17 protein-coding genes are annotated in these 21,610 nt (G+C 55.7%); 8 read left to right on the top strand and 9 right to left on the bottom strand.

Features of this window, described 5'->3' with window-relative positions:
• Positions 1-139: 139 nt before the first annotated feature.
• The 3 genes from ACTIKR_RS09640 to ACTIKR_RS09650 all read right to left on the bottom strand — a co-directional run bounded on the left by ACTIKR_RS09640 (position 140) and on the right by ACTIKR_RS09650 (position 3,356).
• Complete coding sequence (locus tag ACTIKR_RS09640) at positions 140-1,318, bottom strand: tyrosine-type recombinase/integrase (protein ID WP_442327734.1); 1,179 nt, start codon at positions 1,316-1,318, stop codon at positions 140-142.
• 219 nt (positions 1,319-1,537) lie between these two features.
• Entirely contained in the window at positions 1,538-2,047 is a 510-nt protein-coding gene (ssb, locus tag ACTIKR_RS09645; protein ID WP_193090064.1) for a single-stranded DNA-binding protein, read from the bottom strand.
• A 91-nt stretch (positions 2,048-2,138) separates the two neighbouring features.
• The gene (locus ACTIKR_RS09650) at positions 2,139-3,356 is read right to left on the bottom strand and encodes an MFS transporter (protein ID WP_442327735.1); all 1,218 of its coding nucleotides are present in this window, start codon (positions 3,354-3,356) and stop codon (positions 2,139-2,141) included.
• A gap of 114 nt (positions 3,357-3,470) precedes the next feature.
• Between ACTIKR_RS09650 and uvrA the strand changes: the two genes are divergently transcribed.
• On the top strand, positions 3,471-6,326 hold the full coding sequence (gene uvrA, locus ACTIKR_RS09655) for an excinuclease ABC subunit UvrA (RefSeq protein ID WP_193090062.1): 2,856 nt from the start codon (positions 3,471-3,473) through the stop codon (positions 6,324-6,326).
• 16 nt (positions 6,327-6,342) lie between these two features.
• Here uvrA and ACTIKR_RS09660 read toward each other — a convergent pair whose 3' ends face one another.
• The 5 genes from ACTIKR_RS09660 to ACTIKR_RS09680 form a co-directional block, all read right to left on the bottom strand.
• Positions 6,343-7,974 carry an acyl-CoA synthetase gene (locus ACTIKR_RS09660; RefSeq protein WP_193090061.1) on the bottom strand — a complete coding sequence of 544 codons (1,632 nt, stop codon included), beginning with the start codon at positions 7,972-7,974 and terminating at the stop codon, positions 6,343-6,345.
• A gap of 47 nt (positions 7,975-8,021) precedes the next feature.
• Positions 8,022-8,864 carry a response regulator transcription factor gene (locus tag ACTIKR_RS09665; protein ID WP_193090060.1) on the bottom strand — a complete coding sequence of 281 codons (843 nt, stop codon included), beginning with the start codon at positions 8,862-8,864 and terminating at the stop codon, positions 8,022-8,024.
• A gap of 168 nt (positions 8,865-9,032) precedes the next feature.
• Entirely contained in the window at positions 9,033-10,163 is a 1,131-nt protein-coding gene (locus tag ACTIKR_RS09670) for a deoxyguanosinetriphosphate triphosphohydrolase (protein ID WP_193090059.1), read from the bottom strand.
• 3 nt (positions 10,164-10,166) lie between these two features.
• On the bottom strand, positions 10,167-11,300 hold the full coding sequence (gene aroB, locus ACTIKR_RS09675; protein ID WP_193090058.1) for a 3-dehydroquinate synthase: 1,134 nt from the start codon (positions 11,298-11,300) through the stop codon (positions 10,167-10,169).
• Complete coding sequence (locus ACTIKR_RS09680) at positions 11,300-11,875, bottom strand: shikimate kinase (protein WP_193090057.1); 576 nt, start codon at positions 11,873-11,875, stop codon at positions 11,300-11,302. Before ACTIKR_RS09680 ends, aroB begins: the two co-directional genes overlap by 1 nt.
• A 208-nt stretch (positions 11,876-12,083) precedes the next feature.
• Between ACTIKR_RS09680 and ACTIKR_RS09685 the strand changes: the two genes are divergently transcribed.
• Positions 12,084-14,534 (top strand): penicillin-binding protein 1A, encoded by a 2,451-nt coding sequence (locus ACTIKR_RS09685; protein ID WP_193090056.1) that lies wholly within the window; start codon positions 12,084-12,086, stop codon positions 14,532-14,534.
• Positions 14,535-14,914: 380 nt separating this feature from the next.
• On the opposite strand, the gene cyaY is transcribed toward ACTIKR_RS09685, so the two are convergent.
• Positions 14,915-15,244, bottom strand: coding sequence for an iron donor protein CyaY (gene cyaY, locus ACTIKR_RS09690; protein WP_193090055.1), 330 nt, complete (start codon positions 15,242-15,244; stop codon positions 14,915-14,917).
• Here cyaY and lptM point away from each other — a divergent pair.
• The 6 genes from lptM to ACTIKR_RS09720 all read left to right on the top strand — a co-directional run bounded on the left by lptM (position 15,207) and on the right by ACTIKR_RS09720 (position 21,489).
• A complete protein-coding gene (lptM, locus tag ACTIKR_RS09695) occupies positions 15,207-15,611 on the top strand; it encodes an LPS translocon maturation chaperone LptM (protein WP_442327736.1) in 405 nt (134 codons plus the stop codon). The two genes, cyaY and lptM, sit on opposite strands and share 38 nt — an antisense overlap.
• Before the next feature lie 222 nt (positions 15,612-15,833).
• On the top strand, positions 15,834-17,132 hold the full coding sequence (gene lysA / locus ACTIKR_RS09700; protein ID WP_193090053.1) for a diaminopimelate decarboxylase: 1,299 nt from the start codon (positions 15,834-15,836) through the stop codon (positions 17,130-17,132).
• A gap of 354 nt (positions 17,133-17,486) precedes the next feature.
• On the top strand, positions 17,487-18,404 hold the full coding sequence (locus ACTIKR_RS09705; protein ID WP_442327737.1) for a TauD/TfdA dioxygenase family protein: 918 nt from the start codon (positions 17,487-17,489) through the stop codon (positions 18,402-18,404).
• 204 nt (positions 18,405-18,608) lie between these two features.
• A complete protein-coding gene (locus tag ACTIKR_RS09710) occupies positions 18,609-19,643 on the top strand; it encodes an ABC transporter substrate-binding protein (protein WP_442327738.1) in 1,035 nt (344 codons plus the stop codon).
• Between the two features lie 3 nt (positions 19,644-19,646).
• The gene (locus tag ACTIKR_RS09715) at positions 19,647-20,609 is read left to right on the top strand and encodes an ABC transporter ATP-binding protein (protein WP_442327739.1); all 963 of its coding nucleotides are present in this window, start codon (positions 19,647-19,649) and stop codon (positions 20,607-20,609) included.
• The gene (locus ACTIKR_RS09720) at positions 20,596-21,489 is read left to right on the top strand and encodes an ABC transporter permease (protein ID WP_226817251.1); all 894 of its coding nucleotides are present in this window, start codon (positions 20,596-20,598) and stop codon (positions 21,487-21,489) included. The genes ACTIKR_RS09715 and ACTIKR_RS09720 overlap by 14 nt, the downstream gene beginning before the upstream one ends.
• Positions 21,490-21,610: the final 121 nt, after the last annotated feature.

Below are 21,610 nucleotides of genomic sequence, written 5' to 3' on the forward strand. Positions count from 1 at the left end.
GTCGGGTACTTGCTAGAAACATAGGGCAATCTCCAGGTATCACCGGATATATCGACTTCTTTTCCTTCTCGGGTTATAAGCTTACTTGTCCCAGACCAAGCCTGACTTTCCACAAGGATACGAACTGGTTGCGAGTTCATTACGACTTCCTTCCTGAAATAATTTCAGCTTGATATTGCCTTAGCGATCTTACTGCTTGCTCTTCCACCTCTTGTGCTAAGTAAGTATTCTGCGAATCCAAGTTACTGTCACCCCGCAAGAAAGCCAAAGCCTCTCTTCTACGTTGCTCATCCATACCCCCGTGACGTAGTACTCTCTCCATCCGAGATGAAAAAGTGTGTCGTAAAGACTTAGCTGTCAAATTCTCAGGAAGTTGCTCGGAATAGTTCGTTCGGAGCAATTGAAAAAGTTGCGTAATCGACGATTGTGACAACGGGACCCCATCATCGCTCAATACCAAATAATCTGTTTCAACATTGCTTCTGCTCTCGAACTCTTCACGCCAAGTCATGATGTACTCGTTTAACGCAAAAACAAGTCGCAGATTATCAATCGGGATAATTCTACCATTACGCTTAATCTGAGGCCTAGGTCGCCTTGTATCGCGTAAGTCTGCAGGTCTACGCTCAACTTTAAGTGCTGAAATAGCACCAATCTGTACATCCTCCACCCTTAAATTAAGCAGTTCACCCGGCCTTAAACCGCAAAATAACATTAAGCAAACAGATACGTAGTTTCTAAATTTTACGGCTGGATTTATCCCGAAACCTTGCTGCGCTTCAGGATTCAAAATCTCAAGTAAGAAAGCAATTTCTGCCTCGTTTAATCCTTTTCGAACGCTTTGTCTCACGGGAGGGGAAGACATAAAGCTCCCATCCAGCGTTTTTATAAGAAATGATTTCCTTTCTCTAAAACGCTCGTAGTACTGAGAAGACATCGGCAACTGACTGGTAAGAACGTCCATACACCAACCCATAAATTGCCGAACAGTGGTTAACCGTTGATTGAAGGTATTAGGCGATACCGCACCTACTCGACCTTGAACTTGGCAAATTCTCAGGGCCTCTACCAACCCACCCTTTAGCTCCGCCTCGTTAAACGAATTCGGAGCTAACAATTTAGCCGATAGTTCGCATTCCCCTTTTTCCAGCCACTGATAAAGAACCGCCAACTCTCTTAAATTCCTGACTAATGTATTGGTGCTGAGAGATCTTCTGGCAAGAATGAATTCATTTGGCAGGACCACAGGTAAGCCGGCAACATCCAGCATAATTGGTATTTGCTCGCCTGTTTTGTGAGTAACTATCTCTATTCTCATAACACCACCAAGCTTTTACGAAACAAGAATAGCTAAAAATTCTTATCTTGACAATTACTTCCTATATACGATTTATCAAAAGTACAAATCTTGGGCAAACAAAAAAGTCTCCCAGTTGTTACACAACTGGGAGACTTTGAGTTTTATTTTCCTTTTATAATTCAATCAGTTAAAACAAGATCAAATTCGAATAACTTGACATAAATTTCTTTATATCATTCAGAACGGAATATCGTCGTCCATATCCATGATATTGGCTGCAGGCTTTTGCGCGGGGCGCTGCTGTTGCGGTGCCTGGCTGCGCTGCTGGGGTGCCTGGCGTTGTTGCGGAGCGGAATAAGATTCATCGCCACCAAAACCGCCATCGTCCATGCCGCCTGTACCTGTACTTTCGCGACCACCCAGCATTTGCATCTGGTCTGCCACGATTTCGGTTGAATAACGGTCTGCGCCCGTGTCCTTGTCCTGCCACTTGCGGGTTTTCAGACGACCTTCGACATAAACCGGGCGGCCTTTCTTGAGGTATTCGCCGGCGATTTCCGCCAGGCGGTTATAGAACACCACGCGATGCCATTCGGTTTCCTCACGGCGCTCGCCCGAATTCTTATCCTTCCAGTTTGAAGTAGTGGCAATGGAGACGTTGCAGATGGCAGCGCCATCTGGAGAGTAGCGCACTTCCGGGTCGCGTCCCAGATTGCCGACGAGTATGACTTTGTTGACTGATGCCATGGTTAAATCCTGACTGTAGATGGTAATCAGGACAGTATCTTAACTGCCCTTACCGGCTTGCACAATTGGGTCATTATAGCCACCACGGGCTTTACGTAGGAGATTTGAAGCTTCTGGCGGTAAAGAACCAGACGGCAGCCAATATCGCGCCCATGAGGAAAACGGTCGGCACGCCCGTGTAGCGGGCCAGCAGGCCGCCTACCGCGCCCCCTGCCGCAACACCCAGGGCCTGGGACATATTATAGAACCCGAGGGCCAACCCCTTGTGCTCTGCCGGGGCAACGCGCGATACCAGTGATGGCTGCAACGCTTCCAGAATATTGAATGCAACGAAATAACCCACAAAGAGCACCACAATGGCGGCGAACGAGTGGGTCGCAAAAGCCATGATGGCCATGACGATGGCCAGGCCGGCCACGCTCCACTCCAGGCTCTGCTTGTGTACGTGCCGCGTTTCCGTGTAGAAAACGACCGGCACCATGGCCACAAATGAAGCCAGAATCACGGGCAGGTAGACCTTCCACAACGTGCCGGTCGTAAACCCGCCCAGCCCGATCAGCAGTGGGGGCGCCACCACGAAAATGGACATCAGGATGCAGTGCAGGCAGAACACGCCAAAATTCAGTCGCAAGAGGTCGCCGTTTTTCAGCACATCGCGCGGGCGCGACTGGATGGCAGGGATCTGCAAGGGCGCTACCGGCACAATAAAAGTGGCCAGCAGCAGGCTGACAAAGCCCAGCAGGGAAATAACCCAGAACAGGCCCGAGAGGCCTCCATATTCGACCAGCAGGGGGGCGAGCACCAGCGCCAGGGCAAACGAAATACCGATGGAGCCGCCCACCATGGCCATCGCGCGGGTGCGGACTTCCGGGCGCGTCGCATCTGCCACCCAGGCGGTAATGGCCGCGGAAATGGCCCCCAGCCCCTGGATGGAACGGCCAATGACGACGCCAGTTACCGAATCACTGAGTGCGCAAACGATGCCACCGATGATGAACAGCACCATACCGCCAATAATCACCGGGCGGCGGCCAAAACGGTCCGAAGCCATGCCCAGCGGAATCTGCAAAATGGCCTGAGTCAGACCATACGCGCCAATGGCCGCTCCCACCAGTGCCGCATTACTACCGCCGGTCAGGCTTTTGGCCGCATCGGCAAAAACCGGGGTCAGCAGGAACAGGCCCAGCATGCGAACCGCAAAAAGCAGCGCCAGTGTCGTGCTGGCACGGCGTTCAGTGGACGTAAGTTTGAGTTTAGCCGGTTTGGCAGCATCTGCTTGAGCGGGTTGACTTGGCGCAGCGGAATTCATTCAGCAAATAAAAAGACAAAGTGGGAGGAAGGTATAACTGGTATTGACACCTGCGTTATAGTAATGGATTAGTCCGAGAAAAACCCAGTTCGTTCAACAGGAAAAGATAATTTCATGGATGCCATCCGCATTCGCGGTGCCCGTACGCATAATTTAAAAAATGTGTCGCTCGACCTCCCCCGTCATAAACTGGTCGTTCTGACCGGTTTATCCGGTTCAGGCAAGTCTTCGCTTGCCTTTGACACATTGTACGCAGAAGGGCAGCGCCGCTATGTGGAAAGCCTGTCGGCCTATGCCCGGCAGTTCCTGCAATTGATGGACAAGCCCGACGTAGACCTGATCGAAGGCCTGTCGCCGGCTATCTCCATTGAGCAGAAGGCAGCAGGTCATAACCCTCGCTCCACCGTCGGCACCATTACCGAGATTCACGATTATTTGCGGCTGCTGTATGCCCGCGTAGGCACGCCCTACTGTCCCGTACATGGCGAACCCCTGCAGGCACAGTCGGTTGCGCATATGGTGGACCACATTCTGGCCATGACCGCCGATACGCGTATTGCCATCCTGGCCCCCATTGCCCGCGAACGCAAGGGCAGCTACGAAGACGATTTTGCCCAGTTGCAGGCTCAGGGCTTTGTACGGGTGCGCATCAACGGCCAGATGACCGAACTGGAGCCGCGCCCTGTTCTGAACAAAAATGAAAAGCACTCGATTGATGTGGTCATTGACCGCCTGCGAGTGCGGGAAGAAAGCAAGCAGCGGCTGGCCGAAAGCATAGAAACTGCGCTCAAGCTGGCAGATGGTCGCGTGCTGGTGCTGGATATGGATAATGAGCGCGAACAGCCGTTTTCCATTCGCTATGCCTGTCCGATCTGCAATCATGCCCTGGCAGAGTTGGAACCACGCCTGTTCAGTTTTAACAACCCGGTGGGCGCCTGTCCGACCTGCGACGGCCTGGGGCACACCTGGTTCTTTGATCCGAAACGGGTCGTGGCCTTCCCCACCCTGAGCCTGTCCAGCGGCGCCATCAAGGGGTGGGACAAGCGCAACGCGTTTACCCATTCACTGTTGACCAGTCTGGCGGCACATTTCGAATTCGATATGGATGTGCCTTTTGAAGAGCTGCCGCCGGCGATCCAGAAAACGGTGCTGTACGGCTCGGGCAGCGAAGAAATTTCATTTGTGTACCTGAACGACAAGGGCCGCGGCTCTGTCAAAAAACATGCGTTCGAGGGCATTATTCCCAATCTGGAGCGTCGCTGGAAGGAAACCGATTCCAATACCGTGCGCGAAGAACTGGGCAAGTACCGCAGCCTGCAGGTCTGCCCCGATTGCGGCGGCTCACGCTTGCGCGAAGACGCCCGGCATGTGCTGATCGGCAATGAATCACGCGGCGGTTCGCGGGTGGGCATGGCGATCTATGAAGTAGAAGCAATGGCGCTGTCCGAATGCCTGCACTGGTTTGAAAACCTGAACCTGACCGGATCCAAGCAGGAAATTGCCGACCGAATTGTGCGGGAAATCCGTGCCAGGCTTGAGTTTCTGAACAATGTGGGCCTCAATTACCTGTCGCTGGACCGCAGCGCCGACACCATTTCAGGTGGCGAGGCGCAGCGTATCCGGCTGGCCAGCCAGATCGGATCGGGACTGACGGGCGTCATGTATGTACTGGACGAACCCTCTATCGGGCTGCACCAGCGCGATAATGATCGGCTGATCCAGACCCTTGCACATTTGCGCGATCTGGGCAACAGCGTGATTGTGGTCGAGCATGATGAAGACATGATCCGCTCGGCAGACTGGGTGGTGGACATGGGGCCGGGCGCAGGCGAACACGGCGGCCAGATTATTGCCTCTGGCACCCCGGATCAGATTGCCAATGATGAATCGTCGCTGACCGGGGCTTATTTGAGCGGGCGCATGCGCATCAAGGCGCATAACCCGCGCAAGCTGGATAAGGAGCAGGCGTGGTTGAAAATACGCGGCTGCTCGGGCAACAATCTGAAAAACGTCGAACTGCAGGTGCCTGCAGGCAAACTGGTGTGCGTCACGGGCGTATCCGGTTCGGGTAAATCCACCCTGATCAACGACACGCTGGCAACGCTGATGGCGCACGAACTGCATCGTGCCCAGACCGAGCCAGCCCCCTTTACGTCGGTAGAGGGACTGGACCACTTTGACAAGATCATCAATGTGGATCAAAGCCCCATCGGCCGTACGCCGCGCAGCAATCCAGCCACGTATACCGGGCTGTTCACGCCGATCCGTGAGTTGTTTGCCGGCACGCCGGAATCCCGTACCCGCGGCTATGATCCCGGGCGGTTTTCCTTCAACGTCAAGGGCGGCCGCTGCGAAAGTTGCCAGGGCGACGGCGTTATCAAGGTTGAAATGCATTTTCTGCCCGATATGTACGTTCCTTGCGATACATGTCATGGCAAACGCTATAACCGCGAAACCCTGGAAATTCGCTATCGGGGCCGCACCATCAGCGATGTGCTGGATTTGACGGTGGAACAGGCGCTGGAATATTTCAGCGCGGTGCCGGTGATCAATCGCAAACTGCAGACCCTGATGGATGTGGGCTTAAGCTATATACGGCTGGGCCAGTCTGCCACCACGCTCTCGGGCGGGGAAGCGCAGCGTATCAAGCTGTCGCTGGAACTGTCCAAGCGCAGCACGGGCAAGACCATGTACATTCTGGACGAGCCCACGACCGGCCTGCACTTTGCCGATATTGCACTATTGCTCAAGGTGATCAACCAACTGGTAGATGCGGGCAATACGGTCGTGGTCATTGAGCATAATCTGGATGTGATCAAGACCGCCGACTGGATTATTGATATGGGCCCCGAAGGCGGCCAGGGTGGCGGACAGATCGTGGCAACAGGAACACCGGCCGATATTGCCGCCAGTCCGAAGAGCCATACGGGACGTTACTTGAAGCCCCTCTTGGAAAGAGAAAAGGCCTGAGCAGCCATACCTGTGGCTACCGGGGCGCCTCGGTGTAGTTGCGCAGTTCCTTGCGGATGATTTTTCCAGTTGTGGTCATGGGCAGCGCGTCGACAAAATAAACGCGGCGCGGATACTCGTGCGCAGCAACACGCGTTTTTACATGATCCTGGATTTCTTTTTTCAGCGCATCCGATGGCACCACGCCTTCGTTCAGGACAACAAAAGCGGTGACCGCTTCGGTGCGCTCGTCATCGGGCAGCCCCACCACGGCAACCATGCTAACCAGTGGATGCCCCAGAATACAATCTTCGATGGGGCCCGGACCAATGCGATAACCCGCACTGGTGATCACGTCGTCATTGCGGCCGACAAAGCGGAAAAAACCCTCCTCATCCCGAACGCCCATATCTCCCGTTACCAGGAAGTCGCCGGCGAATTTTTCCCTGGTGGCCTCTGGGTTGTTCCAGTAGCCCAGGAACATGACCGGATCGGGACACCTGACACCGATATTGCCTTCGGTACCGTCGGGCAACACCTCTCCCTGGTCGTTGACAATCTGCACATCATGGCCTGGCGCAGCCTTGCCCATGCTGCCTATTTTGGGCTCGAACAGATCGGCGCAAGACGACACCAGCATATTGCATTCGGTCTGCCCATAAAATTCGTTGATGGTAATGTCCAGATTGCGCCGCCCCCAGTCGATCAGTTCCAGCCCCAGGCTTTCACCCCCGCTGGCAATGGAACGAAGCGCCAGCGGCCAGCGGCCACGCGGATTTTCCAGCCGGCGCAGCATTTTGAGTGCCGTTGGTGGCAAAAAGGTGTGCGTGACCTGGTGCCGCGACATGATATCGAAAGCCGCTTCGGCGGTAAATTTGGAAAAACGGCAGGCCAGCACGGGGATACCGTGATGCAATGATGGCATAAGGACATCAAACAGACCGCCGATCCACGCCCAGTCTGCAGGCGTCCACATGACTTTGGCGTTTTCGGGAAAGAAATTGTGGGAAATTTCAACGCCAGGCAAATGCCCTGGCAAGACCCGATGTGCGTGCAGGGCCCCTTTGGGCTTGCCGGTTGTGCCCGAGGTGTAAATGATAACGGCAGGGTCATCGGCCAGGGTACGAACCGGTTCAAGGGTATCTGGCTGCTGTTGCAGCGATGGCCAGAATGCCAGCGTTGCCGGTGTATTTTGCGTGGCATCGATATCCACGACGGTTTTCAGTTCGGGTAAGGGCGTTGCAATGGTACCCAGCTTGGCCACCCCTTCTGCATTGGTTACCAGGCCCCGCGCGCCAGAATTGGACAGACGGTAGGCCAGCGCATCGGAGCCGAACAGTGAAAACAGGGGAATGGCAATGAGCCCCAGCTTGTAGCAGGCAATATGTGCAATGGCAGTTTCTATGCCCTGGGCCAGCAAAATACCCACCCGATCGCCGCGTGCCACCCCAGCCTGTTGCAACACGTGCGCGAACTGGTTGGAATAGGCTTTCAACTGGTCGAAGGTGTAATACTGGATATCGGCGGGCGACTTTTCATGAATGATGGCAAGACGGTCGGCCCCGTCTGCCCATTTGTCACAAACATCAACGCCGATATTGTAGTGTTGCGGCACATTCCAGTGGGTAGCCGACACGGTTGCGTCGTAGGTTGCATGGCGTGTTAGCAAGGCAAGTCTCCTTTTCTTTTAATTGTATATCGGTTCGCTGCCGTCGCTTATACGTCATTGGTGTTTTTCACACTCTCGGAAACCCGTATTTGCTTCGTTTTTCGCCGGTATTCCGACGGCGTCATGCCCTGCATATTCAGAAATGCCGTTGCGAAATTGGCGGCGTTGGAAAACCCCACGTCTTCGGCAATGGTCAGCGTGCGCAACGACGTAGTGGCCAACAGGTGCTTTGCGGTGCGCATGCGTAAATCACGAATGTATTCAAAGGCGCTGCAACCGCAAACATTGTAGAAGGCGCGATTCAAGCGCTTTTTATTCATGGACACCAGCGCTGACAGCTTGGGCAGGCTCAGGTCTTCAGACAGATTGTCCTGTGCATACTGCATGACGATGCGCACGGCGACTTCATCGTCGCTGTCAATGGTGCCGGTATGCAGTTCCTGGCCCGAGGACAAACGCATTGACGCCTGCTGTTGCCGTACGCTGTGCAACCGCTGGGAGATACTGGCATGAATGCGGATGCGCGCTACCACTTCGTCATACGGATGGGCTTTGGAGATGAAATCGGAAGCCCCATATTCCAAAGCCTGGATGCGCGATTGTGGATCGTCCAGATCGCTGTAAAAGAGCACGGGAATATCTGTGGTGAGTGTGTTGGCCTTGAGCCGACGGCATAGAGGAATACCATCAAGCCGGGGCAGATGCAATTCCGAAACAATGACATCGGGCTGCAGCGTAATGGCCTTTTCGTACCCCTGCAGACCGTCAAATGCAACTGTGATACGGAAACCAGCACTACGCATGGCGGCAAGCACGCCGTGCAAACTCTGCATATTGCCGTCGACAAACAGAGTATGGGGGCTACGCAATGGTGGGGCCGGACTGTCCATAGGATTTCGCTTGACTTATCTAAATTGAAAATGCGAAATCATTTTCCAACAAGATGCGAAGTCCCTATTTTGAAAAAATTCTTGATGCTTTTTGAAAAAAGAATGAATGTAGCTTTTATGAATAATTCTTAACGTTAGTCAATCCAGTTTGCTGTGCAACACCCCGGTTTATACGACAAACAGACGCTTGTATTCTTTGATCGCATAACGATCGGTCATCCCGGCGATATAGTCGGCAATGGCGCGCGCCTGCCTGCGCTCATCATCGTGCCGGTAGTCTGCCGGCATCAGCCGCGGATCTTCCACAAAGGCCTTGAACAGCGATTGGACGATGGTGCTGGCCTTGTTGGCCATGCGCATCACCTTGTAGTGGCGATACAGATTATGCATCAGAAAGGATTTGAGCTCGTCGGCCTGCGTGCGCATTGCGTCGGAAAACTGCAGTAACGCAGGCGCTTCGGTCACGTCTTCACGTGTCTGAATCTGATGAGTACGCAAATTGTCCCGGGTCGTGTGGGTCAGGTCCACGATCAGGGCGTTGATCATGCGCCGGATGATCTCGGCAATGAGCCTGCGCCCGGTGACATCGGGAAACAGACGACTTACTTCATCATGGTAGGTGGCAAACAGTTGCACCTGACGCATTTGTTCAATTGTGATAAGACCTGAACGCAGGCCGTCATCAATATCATGATTGTTATAGGCGATTTCGTCGGCCAGATTGGCCAGTTGTGCTTCCAGGCCCGGGCGCTTTCTGTCGATAAAGCGCTGCCCCACTTCGCCCAGCTGGCGCGCGTGCGACAGTGAACAATGCTTGAGAATCCCCTCGCGGGTTTCGAAGGTGAGATTCAGGCCGTTGAACGAGGCATAGCGTTCCTCCAGCTCATCGACCACCCGCAGGCTTTGCAGATTGTGCTCGAACCCGCCAGCCGCCGGACGCAGTGTCTGCATCGATTCGTGAAGTGCGTCCTGGCCTGCATGGCCAAATGGCGTGTGACCCAGGTCATGGGCAAGCGAGATCGCTTCGGTCAGGTCTTCGTGCAATCCCAGATTGCGCGCCACCGCCCGCGCAATTTGCGCCACTTCCAGACTGTGGGTCAGACGGGTGCGGAATAAATCACCTTCGTGATTAACAAAAACCTGCGTTTTATATTCGAGCCGACGAAATGCGCCGCTGTGGATGATGCGGTCACGGTCCCGCTGGAAAGGGTCGCGCGCCGGGTCGGCATCTTCCGGATGCAGCCGCCCCCTGGAGTGGGCCGGATGGGTCGCGTAGGGCGCTAGCTTGGGCACTGTCATGCTTTACGCCCGGGCGCCGGCCATATCAGGAACCTGAACCGCGCCGCGATCGATGGCAATGTCGCCAACTGTGTCGCTGAGCGTTTCCTGAACCTGCTTTAATGGGGCCGCCTGAACCACTGCCTGACCAATGGCCGGCATGAGTACGTAACGTATTTCGCCGCCTTCGGTTTTCTTATCGCCCTGCATCAGGTCAAGCCAGGTGCTCCCCCCTAGATCCGGCGCAATATCCGGACAGCCGATGGCACGCACCAGCGCGCGCACCCGCGCGATATCGGCCGCAGGCAAGCCAAGCACCTTGCCCGAGAGCACGGCGGCCTGGACCAGCCCGCAGGCAACCGCCTCGCCATGCAGCCAGGTGCCAAACCCCAGGCCTGCCTCAATCGCATGACCGAAGGTATGGCCCAGGTTAAGGATGGCGCGCAGGCCTGTTTCCTTTTCGTCTTCCGAGACGACCTGCGCCTTGAGCTCGCAGCAGCGTGCAATGGCATAGGCCAGTGCGTCTGCGTCAAGCGCCACCAGTTGCGCGACATTGCTTTCGCACCATTCAAAAAACGCACGATCCAGGATCAAGCCGTATTTGATGACTTCAGCCAGTCCGGCCGACACTTCACGGGCAGGCAGGGTGCGCAGGACATCGATGTCGATATCGACACTGACCGGCTGATAGAACGCACCAATCATGTTTTTGCCCAGCGGGTGATTGACCGCCGTCTTGCCGCCCACCGAGGAATCCACCTGGGCCAGCAACGTGGTAGGAATCTGCATATAGCGAATGCCGCGCATATAGGTTGCTGCTGCAAACCCGGCCATGTCGCCGATGACGCCGCCGCCAAGCGCCAGAACGACGGCGCGGCGATCCAGCTTTTCGGTCAGCATGCGATCGTAAATGGTGTTAAGGGTATCGAGCGACTTGAAGGATTCGCCATCGGGCACGATGATGGTGAGCACCGGTTTGTGCAGGCCGGCCAGTGCCTGGCGCAGCGCCTCTCCGTAAAGCCCGTCAACGACTGGGTTGCTGATGACGACCAGCCGCGTGGCGTTGACCGGGACCGATTCGGCAATGTGCTGCAGGCGCCCCGGCGCAATATGAATGGGGTATTGTCCGGCAGATGTAGCGACGTTGACTGGGGCCATCAGATTCTTTCACCTCGTTGTTGGTAATCTTTCAATAGACGGTCAATAGCGTCAAGCACCGTATTGATGGAGCCATGGCTGGTTTCGACCGTGAAATCGGCCAGACTCTCGTAAATGGGTTCGCGCTGTTTTAACAGCTCCACGATACGCGCTTTGGGGTTGGCCGTCAGCAGCATGGGACGATTTTTATCCTTTGCGACTCTCCGAAAGAGTTCATCGCTGCCCGCCTTCAGATACAGCACGATACCGCGCGTGCGCAGCAGTTCCTGATTCTCGGGCGCCACAACGGCACCGCCGCCGGTGGCCAGGACCACATCGCGACGCAAGGTGATATCCTGCAGCACCTGGGTTTCCCGACGCCGAAAACCGGCTTCGCCCTCAATATCGAAGATGGTTGGAATACTGACCCCGCAACGGGCCTCGAGCTCGTGGTCCAGATCGAGAAAGTCCCGACCCAGCGAGCGGGCCAGGCCTCGGCCGATGGTCGTTTTGCCGGCGCCCATCATTCCGATGAGGAAAATGGGCGCCTGACCGGTGTGGCGGACATGGGAATTGTCCTGTTCTGTATGCTGCATGTACGTAAAAAGGTTTTTCTCCCGGTTACGCCGGGGCGTGAAAATACAGACGTTCTATGACAGTTGTCAAAGAAATGACACCATGTTTTCAAGGATTTGTCGTTTATTTGTTGCAACATAGCACATGTACACCACACAGCACAATTCAGTTACAGAAAGAGCCGAAAATTTCAGCTTTTCCCGCTAGAAGGTATTAAAATTGCCTGCGATGAGTACACGTAAACCCAACTCCCCTCGTAAAACTGTGCAGCGCTCGAGCGCAGGCTCGCGCATAGGCCGGTTCCTTTTTCAATCCGTCATATTCTGCATTGGCCTTGGGCTTTGCGGTTTGTTGCTGGGTACCCTTGCCGTAGCGTTAACCTGGCCGAACCTGCCGGATCTGAAGGCGATGACCGATTATCGCCCGCGGGTGCCGTTGCGTGTGTACACGGCAGACAAAATCCTGTTGGCCGAATACGGCGAAGAGCGGCGTAACGTACTGCGCTTCAACGAAATCCCGGAGGTTATGACAAAGGCCTTGCTGGCGGCAGAAGATGATAACTTCTACAGCCATGGCGGGGTCGACTGGTCGGGTGTAGGTCGTGCGGTTATTGCCAACGTGGCTTCCGGCGCCAAGTCGCAGGGTGCCAGTACCATTACCATGCAGGTCGCGCGAAACTTCTACCTGTCCTCGGAAAAGTCCTTCATTCGCAAATTCTACGAACTGATGCTCACCTACAAGATCGAACAGAACCTGAGCAAGGACCAGATTCTTGAACTGTATCTGAACCAGATCTATCTGGGGCATCGTTCCTACGGCTTTGCCGCCGCCTCCCGCACATATTACGGCAAGCCCCTGTCGGAAGTGACCATTGCCGAAGCGGCCCTGCTGGCCGGGATTCCCAAGGCGCCTTCCCGCTTCAATCCGCGCGCCAATATGAAGCGCGCAGTCGCACGTCAGCACTACGTGCTGGATCGCATGGAAAAGCTGGGATACATTACGCCCGAACAGCATCAGCAGGCCATGGCACAGAAAATCGTCCTGCGTGACAACACGCAGGAAACACCGGAAACCAACTTTGCCCGTCATGGCCAGTACGTCGCAGAACTGGCCAGGCAACTCATGTACAACGTATACAAAGACAATGTGTATGGGCGTGGCCTGAGCGTTTACACGACGATCCGCTCAGAAGACCAGGAAGTGGCCTATCATGCGGTGCGCGAAGGCATCATGTCGTATACGCGAAGAAAGCCATATCCCGGACCGGCAGCCCAGGTTGACCTGCCCGAAGGGATCGAAAACGATACGGAACGGTTTGACCTTGCCCTCGAAGAGATTCGCAATAAACACCGCGACAGCGATGACCTGGTAACGGCCGTGGTGCTCTCGGCCAGCGCCACCAAAGTGGTCGCAGCGCGCACGCCCGAACAAATCTATGAATTGAGCGGCAAGTCTTTGGGCTATGTGAAACGGGCCCTGGTCAAAACCGGGCCGGTTTCCCGCCGGATCCAGCGTGGCTCAGTCATTTATCTGCAGAAAGTGGACAACATCTGGACGATTATCAATATGCCGACGGTCGAAGGCGCGTTCATTTCCCTGAACCCGCAAAACGGCGCGATCGAATCGATGATCGGCGGATTCGACTTCAACCGGGGCGATTTCAATCGCGTCACCCAGGCCTGGCGCCAGCCCGGTTCTACCTTCAAACCCTTCGTGTATGCTGCAGGCCTTGAACGCGGTATTACACCGGGCACCAATGTTTCGGATCAGCCCTTTCATCTGAGTGCCGCCCAGACGCGCAGCAAGCCCTGGAGTCCCAAGAACTACGGTAACTCGTACACCTACAGCCAGACAATGCGCCAGGGCTTGTACAAATCCAAAAACATGGTGTCCATCCGCATTCTGCAAACGGTCGGACCGGAATTTGCCAGCGAGTTCATCTCCCGCTTTGGCTTTGATCCGGCACGTCAGCCGCCCAAAAGCGCATACCTGACCATGGCGCTGGGCGCCGGCAGCGTGACCCCCCTGCAAATGGCCAGCGCCTACTCGGTGTTTGCCAACGGTGGTTATCGTGTCAATCCATACATCATTGATTCTGTTGTGGATATCGCCACAGGACGCGTCATCATGAAGGCCCAGCCGGCCGTGGCTGGTGATGAAACCAACCGCGTACTGGATCCCCGTACGACCTATGTGATGAATGAACTGCTGCGTGGCGTGGCCAAATCGGGCACCGCCGCCAGAACGCAGGCCACGCTCAAACGCAACGACATTGCGGGCAAGACCGGCACCACCAACCAGTCATTCGATGCCTGGTTTGCCGGATTCACCCCCAAGCTGGTAGGCATCTCCTGGCTGGGCTTTGATCAGCCCAAATCACTGGGTGACAAGGAAACCGGGGGCGGTGCAGCCATGCCGATCTGGCTCACTTACATGCAAACCGCCCTCAAAAAAGTGCCAGTGACCGCACCAGGCCCGATGCCTGAAGGGTTGACCAAGGTCGGTGACAACTACTATTTCTCCGAATTCCCACAGGGCAAGGCATTGGCCAACATCGGTGTCTCGGGCAGCGGGGGCCAGGACCCGAACGCAGCCAAACCTGCCGCTCCGTCTGGCGATGCGATCGGCAAGGCCCTGGAGTCGTTCAACCCCATGGGTGGGCCGCCGATACGGTTTTAAGCGGTCTGAGACGGTCTCTGGCAGCGCTGAAAGGATCTGAGAGGATTTGAAAAAGCGAGTGGCCGGTTTGACCAGGAATATGAAAAGGACCCATGCACATCCAATGCATGGGTCCTTTTTACTTTCCTTTTTACTTCTGGATGGTCCGACGCAGTTCAAGGCGCAGCAAACCCGGTGCAAAAGCGCGGAGCCTGGACAAAAAGAGCAAGACGATCGGAGGTACTTGCCCAAGAGCCGGATGGAAAACGGTTAGATGATTGTATGCCGTCGAGTACGGTGCGCTGGCTGGTTCGCCGCCTGATGCGCCTCCCGGAAAACACCACAATGGTGATCAACGAGCATCCGGCCTGCACTATTGCGGTTTTGCCGCGCAGCCCTGATCAGAGCGTTATTGTGAGCGCGCGAGCGGTAATGTCGGAAAAAATGCTGCTCAGATTATCCTGAAGCGTCGTGCCTGTGCGGGTGTCCACCCAGTTGGTGTTATCGAACTTGTAATGAAATCCGCCGGACGGCGCTGCTACCCACATTTCCTGTAGCGGCGCCTGACTGTTGACCACGACATGGGATTTCTGATCGAATACAATGGTCAGTACCTGACCGCTGCGGCTGGCGTCCAGGTCGATATCCAGTGTTTCAAACCAGTTGTCGACCTGTTCATGGATCTTGTCCAGGATGGCATCTGCGCGTGCAAGAAATTCTGATTCAGTCATAATATGGTTCTGTAAAAAATTTAAAGGGTGTGCCGTGTCTGCGCCAAGTATAAAACGCCTTGTAGCCATCATTGTAACCCTCCTTGTCGGGAGTGTGGGTTTAACGGCTTGCGGCTATAAAGCGCCACTGTACCTTCCTACCGCCGAGCAAAAGCAGAAGTTGCAGGAGCGCGACGAACGCATCAAGGCCCGCAAGGCGAAGGCCGAAGCAGAGAAAAGGCCGAAGCAGAGAAAAGGGCGAAACAGCAAGCGGCCAAGGACGCCGCCGGGCAGCCCGCTAGCGGCACCAACTCAACTGCCACACCGTGATGATGGCCCATTGCACATGCGCCGCAAAACGGTTGCGTTGGGCTCTGTGGCGGTGTGACCTGTCGCGGTGTGATCCTTATTGCAACACGGGACAGGTCACAACAGCCAGCCCAATGAAAGCGGGAATGATGCCCGGCCAGCAACGCCAGCTGGGCTAAACGCCTGACAGCGTGACGTTATTCCTGCTTTCGTAACTATGTCATCATCTGTGCTTACCCCATTTTCTGTCATCTTCGTGTGACATTACTCTTTTTAATTGTTTCATTAACTACTGTTTACCATGACTGAACTGAATGCCCCGGCGGGTGCACCCTTTTTTCATTATGACGGCTCGCAACTCATGGCAGAGTCGGTCTCTGTTTCCGAGCTGGCAGCACGCTACGGCACACCGCTGTACGTTTATTCCCGTGCGGCGCTCAAAGCGGCCTGGGAATCCTACGCACAGCCTCTGGTCAACCGCAATGCACTGGTCTGTTTCGGCATGAAATCCAACTCCAACCTGGCCGTATTGCAGCAATTTGCGCAATGGGGCAGCGGTTTCGACATTGTTTCCGGCGGCGAGCTGGCCCGTGCCCTCAAAGCAGGTGCGCAGCCCGACACCATTGTCTTTTCAGGTGTCGGCAAGCAGGATTGGGAAATCAAAGCCGCGCTGCAGGCGGGCGTCAAATGCTTCAATGTGGAGTCTACCGACGAGCTGGAACGCATTTCCCTGATCGCAAGCCAGCTTGAACGGACCGCGCCGGTATCCCTTCGCGTAAACCCGGACGTGGACGCCAGGACGCACCCCTATATTTCCACCGGCCTGAAGGACAACAAATTCGGGATTGCAATTGAAATAGCGGCGCAGGTGTACCAGCGGGCTGCCATATTGCCGTGGATCAAAATCGTCGGCGTCGATTGTCATATCGGCTCCCAGATCACACAAATCGAGCCATATCTGGATGCGCTGGAGCGCCTGCTGAATCTGCTCGATACCTTGGCTGGCCTGGGCATCAGGCTGGAACACCTGGATATCGGCGGCGGCCTGGGTATCCGTTATCAGGACGAAACGCCCATTGCCCCGGCCTTGCTGCTGGACAAGGTGTTCGCGATGCTTGAAGACCGTGCCTATGGGCATCTGCAGCTGATCATGGAGCCCGGGCGCTCGCTGGTTGGCAATGCCGGCATCCTGGTGACCCGAGTGCAGTACCTGAAACATCACGAGAGCAAGAATTTTGCCATCGTGGATGCTGCCATGAACGATCTTCTGCGCCCGACCCTGTACGACGCCTGGCATGGGGTGCTGCCTGTCGTCAGCCCGTCTGACACGAGCAACACGACACAATCCAGGGTATACGACGTTGTCGGTCCGATCTGCGAAAGCGGCGACTGGCTGGCGCGCGACCGCCAGCTGCAGTTGCAGCAAAATGATCTGCTGGCAATCGAATCGGCCGGGGCCTATGGCTTTGTCATGTCGAGCCATTACAACACGCGGCCACGGTGCGCGGAAGTGATGGTCGACGCCGATCAGACCTATCTGATCCGTCCCCGCGAAACCGTTGAAGAACTGTTCGCTTCGGAGCAGATGCTGCCTGGTTGATACTGCGTGACGCGGGCCGTTGCCCGGTGAATAATCCAAAGCGAGTGCCGCAGTCGGGCATTCGCTTTTTTCATTATGACAGATGAAACAAGGGCCTCGGCAAAGGACCTTGTAACGCCTGGCTCGCAAGCATCGCTGCTTCCGGCCTGTCTGCGACCTGCAACCACTCGCGCAGCGCGATCACGCCTGTCAAACAAAATAAGGTTGTGGCGCCAGGCGTCTGCCCTCCGCGTTATATTGGTTCGGGTTACGTTCTTATATCCGAATATATAAATAAGTATTCTCTATTTTACGTATAAGAATTCCTTATATACAGTAGCCATATCTGATTCCCTATTTCGCCTTTGGTCATCTATGTCTGCCGTCTACGCTTCACTCCCGTCATCCCCAGCGCCCGTTGGGCAACCCGTATCGTCTGAACCGTCTTTCGCGATACGGCCGCTGGCCGCGCCACTTGGCGCAGAGGTGCTTGATCTGAACCTTGATCAGCCGCTGCCCGATGAGGCATTCTCACGTATCAGGCAAGCCTTTTCGGACCACCATGTGCTGGTGTTTCGCAAGCAGGACATTACGCCGACTCAGCATGTGCAATTTAGTCGTCGCTTCGGACCGCTGCAGATTCATGTATTGAGACAGTTCCAGCTGCCTGGCCATGAGGAAATTCTGCAAATATCCAATATCCGGGAAAACGGCAAGCCGATCGGCCTGGGCGATGCCGGTGCTTTCTGGCATTCCGATTTGTCATACAAGGCGGTGCCCAGCCTGGGTTCGCTGCTGCATGCCCGCGAGTTGCCCGACACCGGCGGCGATACCCATTTTGCAAATATGCACCTGGCCTGGGAAACACTGCCCGCATCGCTGCAAAAGATTTTGCTGCCACTTCAGGCAGAGCATAGCTACATCAAGCGCTACGAAGAACAGCGCGCCAAGGCGCCGTGGCGCCCGGCACTGACGCAGGCGCAACTGGACGAAGTCAGGCCGGTGGTGCATCCGGTGGTCACGACCCATCCTGAGAATGGTCGCAAGGCCCTGTTCGTAAACGAACACTTTACCTCGCGTATCGTCGGCCTGCCGCATGATGAGAGCGAGGATATTCTGCAGCAACTGTTTGCGCATAGCATCCGCCCCGAATTTATTTACACCCATCAGTGGCAGACAGACGATATGGTTTTCTGGGATAACCGGTCAGTCATCCATCTGGCCGGCGGCACCCCCGATGACCAGCGTCGCCGCCTGAACCGGACCACGGTGGAAGGGGCCGTGCCGGTTTGATCACAAATGTGTTAATACCCTGCGCCGCCTGTTCGACCGGGTGCTGCCCACGCACTTGAACAGGTCGCGGCATCGCTGCAGGATTGCCACAATCGCCGGCGCAACACACCCCTTACCCCGCCCTGATCCAGCCAATCGACATGCGGCATAATCGCGGCGACCAATAACAACATTTCAGCATTCACCTTAGCCAGAGAGCCCATCATGATTACCAATCCAGCCAGACGCCCGCTTCGTTTTCTGTCAGTACGTAACGTAGCACTTGCACTATCGGCCTGCGCGCTTGTCAGCACCACGGCGTATGCCGAAGGCCAACTGCGCATCGCCGAACAGCATGGCATCGTGTATTTGTTGTTGCAGGTTGTGCAGGATCAGAAACTGGTCGAAAAACACGGCAAGACTGTAGGACTTGAAATCAAACCCCAATGGGTCAAGCTGTCGGGGGGCGCCGCAATTAACGATGCCCTGTTGTCTGGTTCGATCGACATCGCAGGCGCCGGCGTTGGCCCGCTGTTGACGATCTGGGATAAAACGCGCGGCAAATACAATGTCAAAGGCGTCGCCTCTTTGGGCAACTTTCCTTATTATCTGATCAGCAATAATCCAGACGTTAAAACCATTGCCGACTTCAGCGATAAGGATCGCATTGCGCTGCCGGCAACAACCGTGTCGGTCCAGGCACGCATATTACAGTTGGCTGCATCCAAACAATGGGGCAAGCAAGCGTTCAAACAACTGGATCGGCTGACGGTGACGTTGCCCCATCCCGAAGCGACCGCCAGCATCCTCAAGGGCGGTACCGAAATCAACGCCCATTTTGCCTCGCCTCCCTACCAGGAGCAGGAACTCAAAGGCAACGAGAACGCGCATATTGTTTTGAAATCCTATGACGTGCTGGGCGGGCCGTCTACGTCAACGGTGCTGTATGCCACGGAAAAATTTCGCCAGGACAACCCCAAGACCTATGGCGCTTTCGTCGAGTCATTGAAAGAAGCAGCGGCGTTTATCAAGGCCAATCCTGAAGGCGCGGCCGATGCGTATATCCGTACTGCCAAAAGCAGTATCGACCGTAATCTATTGATTGAAATTATCAAGAACCCCGATATCCAGGTCAAGCTGGCGCCGGAAAATACCTTCCCGCTGGCGCAGTTCATGGGCAATGTCGGCGCCATCAAGCACCGCCCGGCGTCCTATCAGGATTACTTTTTTGACGATGAACACAACCACAATGGCAGTTGAAATATGGCCCATGCACTGAAAAACACCTCATTGCGACTGGCTGCCGCTCCTGAGCAACCAAAGCAAAAATCCCAGCTCTCTGACCAAAACGCGTCCATCCACTTGGCAGACCAGGACTCTTTGCAGCGTGGTGATGCTTCCCAAGAAGCCAGCCTGCCCGAAGCCCTGTTCCGTGCGCAAGGAGTAAGCCTGCAGTACCAGACCGGCAATGCCATTGTACAGGCGACGCGGGACGTCAGCTTCTCCATCTACAAAGGCGACCGGTTCATTTTACTGGGCCCGTCCGGCTGTGGAAAGTCCAGTCTGCTCAAAGCAGCTGCCGGATTTATCAAACCCCAATCAGGCGCCTTTACCCTGAATGGCAAAACCATTTCCGGGCCTGGGCCCGACCGCGTGGTGGTGTTTCAGGAATTTGATCAGCTTGCCCCGTGGAAGACGGTGCTGCAGAATGTCGTCTTTGCCCTGCGCGCTTCGCGTACGCTGGACAAGGTGCAGGCTAGGGAACGCGCCGAGCACTATTTGCACCGGGTCGGTCTGGGCAGCTTCCTGCATGCCTATCCGCATACGCTGTCAGGGGGCATGAAGCAGCGCGTTGCGATTGCGCGCGCCCTGGCGATGGAGCCGGCCGTGCTGCTGATGGACGAGCCGTTTGCCGCCCTGGATGCACTCACCCGGCGCAAAATGCAGGAAGAATTATTGCAATTGTGGGACGAAACCCGGGTCACATTAATGTTCGTGACCCATTCCATAGAAGAAGCCCTGGTGGTCGGCAATCGGATTTTGCTGCTGTCGCCGCATCCGGGCCGGGTGCGCGCAGAGCTCAACAGCCATCAATTCAATATGGATAGCGCGGGCAGCGAGCAGTTTCAGGCAGCAACCAGCCGCATTCACCGCCTTCTGTTCGAGCAATTGCCTGTCTCCGAATCGGATCCTGCCGTTGCCGAGCGTTCCCATGAACCAGCCTAGCATGCGCATCGACCCCCCCTATCGACCGGAGTTCGAATATCCGCTCTTGGCACTGGCGCCGGCGGCACAGACCGAGTCGGTTCGCGAACCCCTGAGCCTGGCGCATCGCCTGCTCAATCATGACGGCATTCGCAAGATCCTGATCCTGGCGGTTCTGGCGATGATCTGGGAAATGGTCGGCCGCTGGCAGGACAATGAGCTGCTTCTGCCGACATTTACCGCCACCATTGGCGCCATGTGGGCTGACCTGGCCAATGGCCAATTGCCGGCCCGCATGGCGATCTCGCTGTCGGTGTTGCTGCAAGGCTACGCACTGGGTGTGATACTGGCCTTTTTTCTGACTACATTTGCCATTTCCACCCGCCTTGGCCGGGATGTTCTTTCCACCCTTACATCCATGTTCAATCCCTTGCCGGCCATTGCCCTGCTGCCGCTGGCGCTCATGTGGTTCGGGCTAGGTACTACCAGCTTGTTGTTTGTACTGGTTCATTCAGTCATGTGGCCGTTGGCCCTCAACACCTTCGCGGGATTTCAGAGCGTGCCGCAAACGCTGCGCATGGCAGGACAGAACTACGGACTTCGCGGACTCAGGTTTGTCTGGCAGATCCTGATCCCAGCCGCGTTGCCGTCCATTGTGTCCGGCCTGAAGGTTGGCTGGGCCTTTGCCTGGCGTACGCTGATCGCAGCAGAAATGGTCTTTGGCGCATCATCCGGCCAGGGCGGCCTGGGCTGGTATGTGTTCCAGCACCGAAATGAACTGGAAACCGCGCAGGTATTTGCCGGGCTGGTCATGGTCGTGATCCTGGGCCTGGTGGTTGAGAACCTGGTGTTTACGACCCTGGAGAAAATGACTGTACGGCGCTGGGGTACGCAACAGTAAAGAGCGCAAGCGCCGGTCGGCGCAGCGAATATGAACAAATTGACGATTTTCCCTGTTGGGATACCCGGTTGCTGTATAACCGGGTATCCCTTTTTTTTGGCTGTCCGGCGCTGGCCGTAAG

Source organism: Advenella sp. (assembly GCF_052108595.1).
Classification (GTDB): domain Bacteria; phylum Pseudomonadota; class Gammaproteobacteria; order Burkholderiales; family Burkholderiaceae_B; genus Advenella.